The sequence below is a fragment of the Bacillus glycinifermentans genome (assembly GCF_001042475.2).
GTDB lineage: Bacteria > Bacillota > Bacilli > Bacillales > Bacillaceae > Bacillus > Bacillus glycinifermentans.
In genome coordinates, this window is the sequence record NZ_LECW02000004.1 from 192,870 (window position 1) to 206,562 (window position 13,693).

11 protein-coding genes and 1 pseudogene are annotated in these 13,693 nt (G+C 48.1%); 4 read left to right on the forward strand and 8 right to left on the reverse strand.

Annotated features, from left to right (window positions below):
• Nucleotides 1-391: 391 nt before the first annotated feature.
• Nucleotides 392-1,174, reverse strand: coding sequence for an SDR family NAD(P)-dependent oxidoreductase (locus AB447_RS03785; RefSeq protein WP_048352836.1), 783 nt, complete (start codon nt 1,172-1,174; stop codon nt 392-394).
• Nucleotides 1,159-2,136 (reverse strand): MBL fold metallo-hydrolase, encoded by a 978-nt coding sequence (locus AB447_RS03790; protein ID WP_057957468.1) that lies wholly within the window; start codon nt 2,134-2,136, stop codon nt 1,159-1,161. Before AB447_RS03790 ends, AB447_RS03785 begins: the two co-directional genes overlap by 16 nt.
• A 400-nt stretch (nt 2,137-2,536) precedes the next feature.
• Between AB447_RS03790 and proC the strand changes: the two genes are divergently transcribed.
• The gene (proC, locus tag AB447_RS03795; protein ID WP_048352835.1) at nt 2,537-3,358 is read left to right on the forward strand and encodes a pyrroline-5-carboxylate reductase; all 822 of its coding nucleotides are present in this window, start codon (nt 2,537-2,539) and stop codon (nt 3,356-3,358) included.
• 77 nt (nt 3,359-3,435) lie between these two features.
• Here the strand turns inward: proC and AB447_RS03800 are convergent.
• Nucleotides 3,436-5,042 (reverse strand): annotated as a pseudogene (locus AB447_RS03800) (M20/M25/M40 family metallo-hydrolase).
• A gap of 117 nt (nt 5,043-5,159) precedes the next feature.
• Here AB447_RS03800 and namA point away from each other — a divergent pair.
• Both namA and AB447_RS03810 read left to right on the forward strand, forming a co-directional pair.
• The gene (gene namA / locus AB447_RS03805) at nt 5,160-6,230 is read left to right on the forward strand and encodes an NADPH dehydrogenase NamA (RefSeq protein WP_172796319.1); all 1,071 of its coding nucleotides are present in this window, start codon (nt 5,160-5,162) and stop codon (nt 6,228-6,230) included.
• 115 nt (nt 6,231-6,345) lie between these two features.
• Complete coding sequence (locus tag AB447_RS03810; RefSeq protein ID WP_048352834.1) at nt 6,346-7,116, forward strand: alpha/beta fold hydrolase; 771 nt, start codon at nt 6,346-6,348, stop codon at nt 7,114-7,116.
• Nucleotides 7,117-7,150: 34 nt separating this feature from the next.
• Here AB447_RS03810 and rpmG read toward each other — a convergent pair whose 3' ends face one another.
• Both rpmG and rnz read right to left on the reverse strand, forming a co-directional pair.
• Complete coding sequence (rpmG, locus tag AB447_RS03815) at nt 7,151-7,300, reverse strand: 50S ribosomal protein L33 (protein WP_046132377.1); 150 nt, start codon at nt 7,298-7,300, stop codon at nt 7,151-7,153.
• A gap of 105 nt (nt 7,301-7,405) precedes the next feature.
• Entirely contained in the window at nt 7,406-8,329 is a 924-nt protein-coding gene (gene rnz, locus AB447_RS03820; protein ID WP_048352833.1) for a ribonuclease Z, read from the reverse strand.
• 210 nt (nt 8,330-8,539) lie between these two features.
• Between rnz and zwf the strand changes: the two genes are divergently transcribed.
• Complete coding sequence (gene zwf, locus AB447_RS03825) at nt 8,540-10,018, forward strand: glucose-6-phosphate dehydrogenase (protein WP_048352832.1); 1,479 nt, start codon at nt 8,540-8,542, stop codon at nt 10,016-10,018.
• A 63-nt stretch (nt 10,019-10,081) separates the two neighbouring features.
• Here the strand turns inward: zwf and AB447_RS03830 are convergent, their stop codons facing one another.
• The 3 genes from AB447_RS03830 to celB all read right to left on the reverse strand — a co-directional run bounded on the left by AB447_RS03830 (nt 10,082) and on the right by celB (nt 13,686).
• Complete coding sequence (locus tag AB447_RS03830) at nt 10,082-10,795, reverse strand: GntR family transcriptional regulator (RefSeq protein WP_048352831.1); 714 nt, start codon at nt 10,793-10,795, stop codon at nt 10,082-10,084.
• Nucleotides 10,796-10,941: 146 nt separating this feature from the next.
• Entirely contained in the window at nt 10,942-12,357 is a 1,416-nt protein-coding gene (locus AB447_RS03835) for a glycoside hydrolase family 1 protein (protein WP_048352830.1), read from the reverse strand.
• A 15-nt stretch (nt 12,358-12,372) separates the two neighbouring features.
• On the reverse strand, nt 12,373-13,686 hold the full coding sequence (celB, locus tag AB447_RS03840; protein ID WP_048352829.1) for a PTS cellobiose transporter subunit IIC: 1,314 nt from the start codon (nt 13,684-13,686) through the stop codon (nt 12,373-12,375).
• Between the last annotated feature and the right edge of the window lie 7 nt (nt 13,687-13,693).

Genomic DNA, 13,693 nt, shown 5'->3' on the forward strand with positions numbered 1-13,693 from the left:
TTGGTAAAAAATTACTTTTTATATTCACTCATCTGCTATTTTATATAACAAGAACTATAGCGTGAAAGCGACCTTTACCTTATTTTTCACAGGGTTCCCTCACGTGTTTCCAGAGACACGGAAAAGCGCATTGTATATTGTTTTTATAACGATCGCCTTACACTGTCCAAGTGCCTTCAGATCACGGGAAGGTAAAAGTATGAACAAGACCTTGAGGCCAAAATTTCCAAGAGGGACAAAGTCTCCCTGCTTTTATATGAATTTTTACGCCGTCAAGTTTTTAAAAGCGGGAATAGCTGACCATATAAAAGAAGAATAGAAAGCGTTATCAAAAAAAAGGAACAGACTCGCTTTAAGCAAATCTGTTCCTTTTCGTAAAAAACCGGTCTTCCTATTTTTTATAAAAAGCACCGCGTCCTATTTTTTCGACAACGGCCGGACACAGCTGATAGAGCTTGCTGACTCCGCTCATCCAGACGGGCAGATTGATTTCGCGCTTGTTCGTCAACATAATGGAGACGATTTTCTGTGCCACTTGATCAGGATCGAGCATCCATTTGCCGATGCTTTTGACGTAATCCCCCGTTTTATCGGCGGCATTGAAAAAATCGGTTCTGATCGGTCCAGGATTTACCGTTGTCACATTGACTCCTGTTTCGGCAAGTTCCATTCTCAGACTGTTTGAAAACCCGAGAACGGCATGCTTTGTCGCGGCATACAGGCTCGACTTCGGCGTTGAAATTTTGCCGGCTTGTGAAGCAATGTTGATAATGTGGCCGCTGTTTTGCGCGGTCATATGGGGCAGCGCCATTTTCGTGCAGGCGATCAGACCGAAGACATTGACTTCAAACATCGATTTCATGTCTTCAAGAGACGCTTCAAGGGCGGGCTCAAAAATTCCAAAGCCGGCATTGTTGACAAGAATGTCGATCGGCCCGGCCGCTTTAAAAACCGATTCGATTTCTTCTGTCCGGCTGACATCCAATACAAAAGTGCGGCACGCTGCCCCAAGATCAGAAATGATTTTTTCCCGTACCGTCTGAAGGCGTGCTTCACTGCGGGCAGTGAGAATCACCTCGGCCCCCTCCGCTGCCGAATAATAAGCGATCCGTTCGCCAAGCCCCCCGGATGCGCCTGTAATGAGAATGTTTTTGCCTTTCAATCTGTCTGCCATTTTTCCACCTGCTTTATCATATAGTAAACGAGTCCGCCAGTTTCGCCGCTTGTAATGAGTCCGCGCGTTTCCAAATCGTCGAGCTGTCCGACCGTTTCAGACATTGTCAAAAACAGCTCTTTTTCGTATACGGCGGGAAACAGCTTCCGGCATATTTCAAATGCGGTGAGAGGGCTATCCGCTATCATGCTGTACACCTCGCTTGCCCTGTTCCGCTGTTTTTCCAGGCGTCTTTTGATGAGCTCCCGTATGGCGGTTATGCTTTCGCCGTGACCCGGAAAGACGACCGAGAGCGGCAGATCAAGCAGCCGTTCGAGTGATGCAAGATAATCGAGCAGCGGAGCCGGACGCTTTTCCCCTTTTTGCGGCATTTCCAATAAAGGATTTGACGAAGACGGCTTTAAGAGTAAATCTCCGCCGAGCATCCTTCCGCTTTTTTCATGATAAAGCGCGATATGCGACGAAGCATGTCCAGGCGTCTCAAGCACCTTCCACCCTTCAAGTCCGTCGATCCGGCTGCCTTCTGTCACCGCCTTTGTCAAAGAACGTTTGCACGACAGGCGATAAGACCGCTTTACCGTGAGACTTGCCGATTCCATATCGGCGGGGACGCCGAACCGTTTGAACAAATATGTAAAAAACGTTTGCTGTTTTTCGATAAAAACAGGGTCCTGGCTGATATACGGCTCATTGAACGGATGGCCGATAACGGCTGTATCTATAGGAAATTCATCAAGCAATCCGGCGTGGTCTGCATGATGGTGAGTCAGAACAACCTGGTCAATATCCTCCAGGGTCAGGTTCAGCTCAAGAAGCTTGCTTTTTAAAACAGCGGCTGCTTCCTTTGTTTTCGGGCCGGCATCGATCAATGTCAACGCTTCTCCTTTTAGCAAATAAATATTGACGTCTCCGACTGCAAACGGAGTCGGTATCGAAATGGGAATGACCTTTTCATCTTTCATTACGTTTTTCTCCTCATCCAGCAAAATGATGTTGATCATATTTTACCGTTTTCTCCGGCGCGTGTCATTTTTGCCAAAATGCCTGTTGACACAGGCTTGTTCTCCGTAGCATAATGAACAACAAATAAATGATCGATCATTTTGAATGATTAAAGATGCGATGAAGAGGAATAGTAAACAGGTAAATGGCGAAAAGAGAGTGAAATTCCAGGCTGAAAAATTTCACAGCCCGCTTTCCTGTTGAACCTGCCCTCAGAGCGCTTAGACAAACCTAACGTTTCCCTCGTTACGGGTCAAGAGCTGAGCATGCTGAATGCTAATGTAGGTGGTACCGCGAAACCTTTTCGTCCTATAAGATGACGGAAGGTTTTTTTGTTTTTCAAGAAGGAGGAATGACGAAATGAAACATATAGGCTTTATCGGAGCCGGTTCAATGGCGGAGGCGATGATCAAGGGACTTGTCAAAAGCGGTGCGGTTGAGCCCGGACAAATTATCGCGACAAATCACTCCAACAGAGCCCGGCTCAAGGAGCTTCAAGAGGCATACGGGATTCGAACCGAACCTGATACGGGGAAGGTCGCGGAAGCGTCCGACACGATCGTTTTAGCGATAAAACCGAAAGATGCCGAAACCGTCATCACTGAAATCGGGCCTTATTTACAAAAGGAGAAGCTCGTGGTTTCGATACTTGCCGGCATTCCGATCGATACGATTCAACACTACGCCGGAGGAGAATTGCCTGTTGTCAGAGCGATGCCGAATACGTCCGCTTCGATCCAAAAATCGGCGACAGCCTTTGCGGCCGGGCGGCTCGTGACAGAAGCCCAGATTCGTGAAGTGACCGGCCTTTTTCAAACGATCGGCAGCGTCACGGCTGTTGAAGAATCCGCACTTGATGCCGTGACAGCGGTGGCGGGCAGCGGCCCGGCATTTGTGTACCGGTTTGTTGAGGCGCTCCAGGCATCAGCCCTTGAATTGGGTCTCGACGAATCAACGGCGAAACGGCTGATCATCGACATGATGTCAGGTGCTGCGAAAATGCTTGAAACCGGAAAGGATCCTTCTTTGATGAGAAGGGAAATCACAAGCCCGGGCGGTACGACCGAATCCGGACTCCGCGTTCTCGATGAACTTCAATTTGAAAAAACGGTAGCCGCCTGTGTCAAAGAAGCGGCGAAACGGTCCGCGGAGATCAGAGACGAGTTTACAGCCAATGTATAAGAGCCGGAAGCCAAGGATGGGTCCGGCTTTTTTGCCTTCATCCGCTAAATACGCTTGCGCGCTGCCTCCCGCGCTTTTTATGCCAGCAATCTGCGAATCGCAAGCTGGAGCAAATCAGGCAGCGTTCCGAATGAAAACGGAACATGAAGGCGCTCCGTCCACTTATGGGGATCTTTTCCGACAGGTCCGATATTGATAACAGGTACATAAAGCGTGTTTTCCGCACCGCTTGGAAGATAATAGCCCTTGTCAAAAAGCGGCATGTTCGCTGTAAAGACATCGACCGACTGCTTTTGCAGCTGGAGATAGCTTAAATCCGAAAGACCGGGAAAATAGTGGATTTCTTCAAACTCGAGACCGTACCGGCTGCCGGCATACCGTGTCACATCGCTGACCGTCTTCCGAATGAGCGGTTCGTCTTTTGAAGAGACGGCCGGATAAAAAGGGGGACTGTAAAACAGGACGATCATCGGTGCGTCTTCTTTACAAAGCGAGGCCAGTTCAGACACGATTAGAGTTGAAAAATCACGGTCTCCCGTCTCTCCCCTGTTTGCAAACGCAAAGTTGAGGATACGCTCCGCTTCCGCCTTTCCTGCTTTTTCCTTCGCCCTGTTCCACAGCTCCTCAAAGGTCATAACGCTGATGTTCCGCTCAATTGGCGTGAAGGCATCAAAACGCTGATAATCACGGGTTTTATGTTCAATATTGATTTTAATGTTGATAGCCGCTTTTTTCGCGGTGTCCAGCAGCATGCTGTGCAGCTCTGCCGCAGATCTCTTCATCATCAGAACGTTAAACATCGAAACCGCGGCATGCGGAGTCTGCACGGAGTAGGCTTTCTTCAAATCTTTTTGCATCAGATTGACCGGCGGAGGCGCACCTCTCCGTCAACCTCCTCGCAATAGCCGACATGCAATTCGAGGAGCCGGTTGATTTCCGATACCATGAGGTTCGCGTTCAAACCGGAAAACGGCTCGCCCACATGAGTCTCAATCCCTTTGCAGAAAAAGCCGGCAAGCGCCTTGCCGATGCTGCCCGAATATACGTACAGCTTCGAATCCCCGGGGTATTTTTCAAACATCGGCTCGCAATTTAAACAGGCTGTAAATTCGAGATCGAACTCCTTTTCCCACGCTTTTAAGGCCGGAACCGCTTCAATCATTCCCTGTGAATTGACTTCTTCATCAGGTACTGAGACCAAAAGAAGATTCCCGTCAAATTCGCCGTTCATCGCCCGCTCAAGCATCGAAAATTGAACCGCAAGGCCCGCTTTCATGTCCATGCTGCCTCTTCCGAACAGCCATTCGCCGCTTTCTAAATCCTGTTTTGCCCGATCAGGCAGCAGCTCTTTTTTGGCAGCTAAGGAATCCATCAGCTCAAGCGGTCTGCACGCCAGTTGTTTAAATTCGCCGTAATCTGCCGTATCGACGACGTCAAAATGGCTGAGCAGCAGCACCGTCTTTTTTGCCGCGGACTTTTGAACGAGCGCGGTCACCACATAACGGCCGTCTTTCATCTGATGAAGCTTCACATGTTCGGGATGCTTTTGAAAATAGGTGCGGCCTTTTAGTAAATGGTACATATATTCAGCGAGCGCCACTTCCCCGCCCGTGCCTGATATGCTTTCGTATTGAATGAAGGAAATCAACAGCTGTTTCAATTCTTCCTCTGTCTGCCATGTCACAACGTGGTCCCCCTTGATCATGTATTGTGCAGCGCGTTTTTACCAAAAATAGAATACACCTTCATTTTACTGAAGATTTTATATTTGAAAACAACTTGAGCAGTTTATATGACGAGAATGGTCATAATTGGTATAATCGATTCGAAAACTTACGGGAGGCGAAAAAAATTGAGTAATCGAAAATTGTTTACACCCTGGAGCTTAAAAGGAGTTACACTAAAAAACCGCATTGTCATGTCACCGATGTGCATGTACTCCTCCCATGAAAAGGATGGAAAAGTTCAGCCTTTTCATCTGACCCATTACGTATCCCGCGCTGTCGGACAAGTCGGGCTGATTATGATCGAAGCAACGGCCGTCACGCCGCAGGGAAGAATTTCCGATCAGGATTTAGGAATTTGGGATGACGCACACGTCGAAGGCCTGGCGTCTTTAACATCACAAATTAAGCCTTACGGCAGCAAAACGGCCATTCAATTGGCGCATGCCGGAAGAAAAGCCGAAGTAGAAGGCACGATCTACGGCCCTTCAGCGGTTCCTTTTGACGAAAGTTCACGGACGCCCGCCGAAATGACAAAAGAAGACATCAAAGAAACGGTACAGGCCTTCAAAAAAGGCGCTGAGCGAGCGAAAGCGGCCGGCTTTGACATCATCGAAATTCACGGTGCCCACGGCTATTTGATCAACGAATTTTTATCACCGCTTTCCAACCGCCGCGAAGATGAGTACGGCGGATCGCCGGAAAACCGCTACCGCCTGCTCCGCGAAGTGATCGACGCAGTAAAAGAAGTGTGGGACGGTCCTTTATTCGTGCGGGTTTCGGCTTCTGATTATAAAGAAAACGGACTCGATGTCTCAGACTATGTCGTGTTTGGCAAATGGATGAAAGAGCAAGGCGTTGACTTGATTGACGTCAGCTCAGGCGCAGTCGTACCAGCCGATATCAAAGTCTTCCCTGGCTACCAAGTAAGCTTTGCCGATACGATCCGTGCTCAAGCCGATATCCAAACAGGTGCGGTCGGATTAATCACAAACGGCTTGCAGGCTGAAGAAATCCTTCAAAACGGAAGGGCCGATTTGATCTTTGTCGCAAGAGAGCTGCTGAGAGATCCATACTGGCCGAAAACGGCCGCAAAACAGCTGAATACAACAATCGAAGGCCCTGTTCAATACGATAGAGCCTGGTAAGATTGTTTCAGAAATACCCCGCATGTTCGGGGTATTTCTTTTTTTCGAGAAACGTTACCCCGTATTCATCCGTCTTCCCTAATAGAACACCATATATAGAGAGAGGATGACCTCCATGAGTTCAGATATTGCAGAAAAAACATATACGGTTGAAGGGTGTACGTTTTATACGAAACATAGACAAGGAAAAACAGACGCAACGATTATTTTTGAAGCCGGCTACGGTTTTTCTTCAGATACGTGGGAGCCGATTTTGCCTGATATAGACGAAGAGCTGGGTCTTTTTGTATACGACCGCGCCGGTCTCGGAAAAAGCGGACCCGCCGGAGAAACAAGAACGGCTGACCAGATGGTGAAGGAATTAAAAGCGCTTCTTCAGGCAGCCGGTGTAAAACCTCCTTACGTCTTCGTCGCTCACTCGTTCGGCGCCGTCATCGCCAGGCTGTTTGCCAGCCGGTACAAAGGCGACATCATCGGCATGGTGCTGCTTGACCCCGCTTGTGAGGACCAGGAGCAATATGTGCTCCCGCTTTTGCCAAATGATGCGCAGGACGATTATTTCAGGCAGTTTTTACTCGAGGCTTCCCACGGAGAGTTTATCCAAAGCCTGAATATGCTGAAACAGGAGCAAAAACATTTGGGGGCAGTTCCTTTGCTTGTGCTCTCTTCCGGAAAATGCTCGGAATCTTTCAAAAAAGCGCATCATGAATGGCTGAAGCTTCACGGCAGACTGCTTTCTTTATCGCATCAAAGCGGCTGGATTCAGGCCAAAAACAGCTCCCACCTGATCCACCATGATGAGCCGCATATCGTCCAGCTTGCGATATATGATGTATGGTATGCCGCCCGAAAGCAGCACAGTTATGTATATCAAACCGCCAACTAAAAGAAAAACCAGCAGCCTTTAACAGGCCGCTGGTTTACTTTGTTTCACGGTGAATCGTGTATTTTTTCAGACGCGGAGAATATTTTTTCAATTCAAGCCGGTCCGGATTCGTCCGTTTGTTCTTTGTTGTGATATAGTTTCGGTCACCTGTTTCGGTGCAAGCGAGCGTAATTTTTACTCTCATGTTGATCCTCCTCTTAAATCGTAATAATTACGTTTTATTATACAGCATCTTTCATCCGTGTCAACAAAAAGCTTCCCGAGCCTCGTTGGACCGGGAAGCTTTTTGTTATCTCCGCTTCACTTCATATTCGTAAAAATCATAGGCAGCCGTGCTGTTCGGGAAGATTTCCTTCGCTTCGTTTATCAGTTCATTCACGCTCTCGCCTTGATACCGTGCGCTGATATGGGTTAAAATCAGCTTCTCCGCCCCGGCTTCTCTCGCCGTTTCGGCAGCTTGTTCAGTCGTGCTGTGGTAATAATCGCCGGCAAGCTCCCGGTCGCCTCCTGCAAATGTCGCTTCATGAACGAGGACATCTGCATGTTCCGCCAGGACCTTCACGTTCTCGCATTTCCTCGTATCACCGGAAATGGCAATAATCCGCCCCTTTTTCGGAGGACCGATAAAGTCGGCACCATTGACCGTACGGCCGTCTTCCAATGTCACCGTTTCCCCGTTTTTCAGCTTTTGATAAACCGGTCCGGGGGAAATCCCGATCTCTTTTAAAGCCTCTGCATCGAGCGCTCCCTGAACATCCTTCTCCTCCACCCTGTAGCCGAAAGCCGGAATTCCGTGAACAACGCGTTTAGCCGTGACGATGAACTGGTCATCTTCGAATACCGTCCCCTCTTCGATCTCTTCAATGACTAAAGGATACGTCAAATGCGTTCCTGTTGCCTCAAGCGCGGTTTCGAGGAATGCTTTGATTCCTTTTGGCCCGTAGACGGTGAGACAGCTTTCCCCGCCTTGAAAAGAGCGGCTGCTGACGAGCCCCGGAAGGCCGTACACATGGTCTCCGTGCAGGTGCGTGATAAAGATTTTTTCGATTTTTCCAGGTTTAATCGATGTATGTAAAATTTGATGCTGTGTGGCTTCCCCGCAATCAAACAGCCAGACAGACCGCCTTTCCTCTAAAAGCTTGAGCGCAATGGACGTTACATTCCGCGTTTTCGCCGGAATGCCCGCTCCCGTTCCTAAAAATAATAATTCCAATGTCGTTCCTCCTGTAACTGATCAAACATGATATATGTACAAGCATACAGGAAGTCTGAAAAAAAAGAAATGGAGGCGTTTATGATATGGTGTAAGGAAAATTTCCCGGCTTTTCGAAAGCAAATGGTCTCAAATGTTTGCTTTAAGGGACTATTAGCTTTAAAATGAAGAAAATAAACTTATGCTTCGAGTAAAGTGAGGTACGTTTAGTTGAAAAAAGAACACATTGAACCAAAAGCTGTAATCGTTATATTTGGCGCAACAGGGGATTTGGCAAAACGAAAGCTTTACCCGTCTATTCACAGGCTTTACGAAAACGGCCAAATCGGCCGGGAATTCGCTGTCGTCGGGGTAGGAAGACGGCCTTGGACAAACGAGGACTTGCGGAGCACCGTCCAGCAATCGATTTCAAAATTTCCGCTAAATGAGAAGGATGTCGAGGAATTTACGTCTCACTTTTACTACCATCCGTTCGATGTCACAAATCCAGGCTCATACAGCGAGCTGAACGAGCTGATCGAAAAGCTCGAGCATACATATAATATTCCGAATAACCGGATGTTTTATTTGGCGATGGCTCCCGAATTTTTCGGAACGATTGCCAAGTTTTTAAAATCGGAGGGTGTCACATCGACAAACGGCTGGTCGCGGCTTGTCATCGAGAAGCCGTTCGGCCATGATCTGCCGAGTGCAAAAGCGCTCAACCAGGAGATTCGCGAAGCCTTTTCAGAGGATCAAATCTATCGGATCGACCACTATTTAGGAAAGCAGATGGTCCAAAATATCGAGGTTATCCGGTTTGCCAACGCCATATTTGAACCGCTTTGGACAAACCGCTACATCTCCAACATTCAAATCACCTCAAGCGAGGAATTAGGCGTTGAAGACCGTGCGAGGTATTACGAAACCTCTGGCGCTCTAAGGGACATGGTTCAAAACCATATTCTGCAAATGGTCGCATTGCTTGCGATGGAGCCGCCGATCAAACTGAACACCGAAGAGATCCGCAGTGAAAAGGTCAAGGTGCTCAGAGCGATGCGGCCGATTCAAAAAGACGAAGTCGACCAATATTTTGTCCGCGGTCAGTATGACGCCGGCGTCATTGATGATCAGCCGGTTCCCGCCTATCGCGATGAGCAGAACGTTGCGGAAGATTCGAACACGGAAACATTCGTTGCCGGTAAACTTTTAATCGACAACTTCCGCTGGGCCGGAGTACCGTTTTATATCCGGACGGGCAAACGGATGAAGAAAAAATCGACACAGATCGTCGTCCAATTTAAAGACATTCCGATGAATCTGTATTACGGAAACGGCAATACGATGCATCCGAACCTTCTCGTGATTCACATCCAGCCAGATGAAGGGATCACCCTTCACCTAAACGCGAGAAAACTCGGCGGCGGCACATTTGCCCAGCCGATCAAGCTGGACTATTGCCACAACTGCGGCGACGGCATCAACACGCCTGAAGCTTACGAAAAGCTGATTCTCGACTGCCTGCACGGAGACGCGACAAACTTTGCCCACTGGGATGAAGTGGCTCTTTCCTGGAGCTTTGTCGACGAGATTTCGCGATACTGGGAAGAGAACAAAACATTGTCACCGAACTATGAAGCGGGCTCAATGGGACCGAAAGCCGCTGACGACCTGCTCGCAAAAGACGGTTTTCATTGGTGGCCGATCTAATATTCATGAAAACCAGCCTTCAATTTCGAAGGCTGGTTTTTTGCGGAATGGATGACAATACCGCTACTTTCGAATATGGACGCTGGAAAACACAAATTTATCATAGCGGTGCCGCGCAAACGAATATTCGAACGGCTCCCCGGTATTTAAAAAAGCGACCTGTTCGACTTCAAGCACCGGGTCGTCACTGGCGCACTCCAAATACTTTCTGTCCAGCCCGTTCGATTTATCGGCCCTGATTTTCCGGTGGGAGCCGGCGATAGTCAGTTTCAGCGTTTCGGTAATATGCCGGTAAACGGAGCCGTGCAGCACCTCTTCATTCAATTCCGAAATCAGGTTTGAAGGCATATACGTTTCCTCGATAACATACGGTTCGCCTTCCACTTTCCGCAGCCGGATAATATGGTAAACCGGAACGCTTTTTTCGATTGATAATTGCTTTGCCACTTCATCTGCCGGAAATTCGACATCGAATTGAATGACGGTGCTTTCGATTTGTTTGTTGGCGAGAAGTTTTGTCAGGCCGAGGTTTTCGCGATCTGTCACACTGACGGGAAGGTCTTGAATGGACGATTTGATGATGAAGGTGCCGTGCCCCCGTTTGCGGTACAGCATGCCTTCTGACACGAGGATATCGAGCGCTCTTTTCATCGTCATTCTGCTGCAGGAAAATTCTCTGGCAAGGGACAGCTCATCAGGTATCGGCTGATCGTCCGGGTAATATCCTTCCCGGATTCTTTTCCTCATTTCATTTGAAATATATTCGTATTTTCTCATGTTTTAACCACCAGTACTAAGGATTCTGTTTGATATGAAGCGCCTTCTTTATCATTATATCGATTTCCTCAGGGAAATAAAAAGATGGCCGAAAAGACCATCTCTTTTATATTCGTTTTGCCTCCAAAACCCTTAGCAGCCGAATGCTAAAAACCGCCCATCTCTGTCATGCGTTTGAACCAGTATCCGCTTTTTTTAACCGTCCGTTCGCCGTCTTTGTCAAGGTTGACTGATACAAAGCCGTAGCGGTTTTTATAAGCGTTCGTCCATGACCAGTTGTCCATAAAGGTCCACAGATGATATCCCTTTACATTTGAGCCTTCCTGAATGGCCTTGTGAACCCATTTTAAGTGATCTTTTATAAATTCAATCCGGTAGTCATCATGAATCATCCCGCCTTCGCCGCGGAAGCGTTCCTCCCCTTCGACACCCATGCCGTTCTCCGAAATAAAGCATTCAATATTGCCGTAATTGTCTTTGAGATTCATCAAAATATCATATATGCCTTTTTCATAGATTTCCCATCCGCGGTGGCGGTTCATTTTCCTGCCCGGCATTTCATAATGGTCAAAAAAGCGCTCAGGCGTAAAAGGCGCGTTCGGGTTTGGCAAATGTTCCTTCGCCTTCACCCGTCTCGGCTGATAATAGTTGATCCCGAGCAAATCGACCGTATTGGCTTTGATGAGCTCCAAATCGCCGGGCTTCACGTCTGGAAGGAAGCCTTCCTCTTTTAAAATATCGGTTAAAAGTGAAGGAAACTCTCCTTTAACCGCAGGATCGAGAAATGATCGATTAAAGAAGGCGTCTGCTATTTCAGATGCTTTCACATCTTCGGGATGCCGGCTTCGCGGATAAGACGGCGTTACATTCAGGATGATGCCGATTTTTCCGTCTCCGCCGAGTCTGCGGTAAGCTTCAATCGCTTTGGCATTCGATAAGATCTCATGATAGGCGACCTGAACCGCTTTTTGAAAATCGATTTCGTTCGGGTAATGAAAATCGTATAGATAACCGCCTTCTACAGGGACGATCGGCTCATTATGCGTAAACCATGTCTTGACCCGGTCTCCGTACAGGAGGAAGCAGGTTTCCGCATAGGAGACGAAATGGCTGACGACTTCCCGGTTTTCCCAGCCGCCGATGTTCTGAAGGGCGAGCGGCATATCGAAATGGTAAAGGTTGACGAAAGGCTCGATCCCCGCCGCTGTCAGCTCATCGATTACGTTATGATAAAAGGAAGCGCCTTCCTGATTTAATTCGCCTTTTCCCTCGGGAAAAAGCCTCGACCATGAAATCGAAAAACGGAACGAATGGTGTCCAAGCTCCTTCATCAGCTGGATGTCTTCTTTATACGTCTCATAAAAACGCGAGGTCTTCTGAGGACCCGTGCCGTCAAAAAAGCGGTTCGGCTCTGTTTCGTACCAGTGATCCCAAATGTTCTTCCCTTTTCCTCCTTCATCCGCCGCCCCTTCAATTTGGGTGGCGGAGGCTGCCGATCCCCACCAAAAGCCTTCTGGAAAACGGTATTGGACCGGCTCTGTTTTTGCTTCTGTCTTTGACATGTGATCAATCTCCTTTTACAATCCTATCGTCTTGTTTTGATCAGGAACGTTGATTTCCTGCTCTTTCTTCAGATTCATGCGGTCGATGAATTTGAGGAACGGAAACCATATCGCAAAGACGACGGCTAAATTGACGATTTGCAGGATGCCTCCAGCAAGGGAATTGGTCGCCATCATGCCGCTGATAAAAATCGGAACCGTCCAAGGAATCGTAACGCCTGTAGGCGGAGGTACAAGGCCTGAGGCCATGGCAAAATACGTAATCAGCGTGACGACCATCGGTGATACGACCCACGGAATGATAATCAGCGGATTCATGACGATCGGCAGCCCGAAAATAATCGGCTCATTGACGTTGAATATCCCAGGAGCTGCTCCAAGCTTTGCCACCTGCTTCATCTGCTTGCTTCTCATAAACAGCAAAATCGCGATGATGACGGCTAAAGTCATGCCGGTTCCGCCCATTCCGACGGTATATACTTCCATAAACTGCTTATTGATAATGTGCGGCACTTCCCCTGTGGCCGTATAGCTGTTCAAATTTTCCAGAGAAAGCGTATTCCAAATCGGGTCCATGACAGAGTTGATGATGATTTGGCCGTGCAGCCCGAAAAACCACAGCAGCTGGGTGAAAAATATCGCGATCAAAGTCGGAATAATGCCGCTTCCCAGACCGACAAGCGGAGCCTGAACGAGATTGTAGATCAAATCGTGCATATTCGTGTTGAACGCCTGAGTGATCATGATATTGATAATTAAATAGACCGACAGCGTCATCACGGCCGGTATGAGCGCCGCAAAGGATTTTGACACGGCTGGCGGAACGCCTGCAGGCATTTTGATCGTATAATTTTTTTGGACAAAAAATCTGAAAATCTCGGCTGATGTAAACGCGGTGATCATTCCGAGAAACATCCCTTTTGCGCCAAGCCTGTCGACCGGGATGACATTGGCAATCGTTTCTCCGCCTTCACTGTTTAACATAAACGGCGTCAAAACGAGGAAAGATGCCAATGCGACGACTCCCCCGAACACGGCCTCGACCTCATAGCTTTTCGACAGGTAGTAACCGATTCCGAAGACGACGAAAACGGACATGATGTTAATCGTCGCACTCGGCGCGATGCTTAAAGCGGATTGAAACGCTTCAAGCGCAGATTTGCTCATCATTTTATCGAGGAACGGCAAATTGGTTAATACGACGATGATCGACCCGAAAATCGTAAGCGGAAAAGCCAGCATGAACGCGTCCCTAAGCACGCCTAAATATCTGTTGTTATTGAGCTTTCCGGCAATCGGAACCAAAATATTGCTCAGTTTTTCAAACACGGCCTTC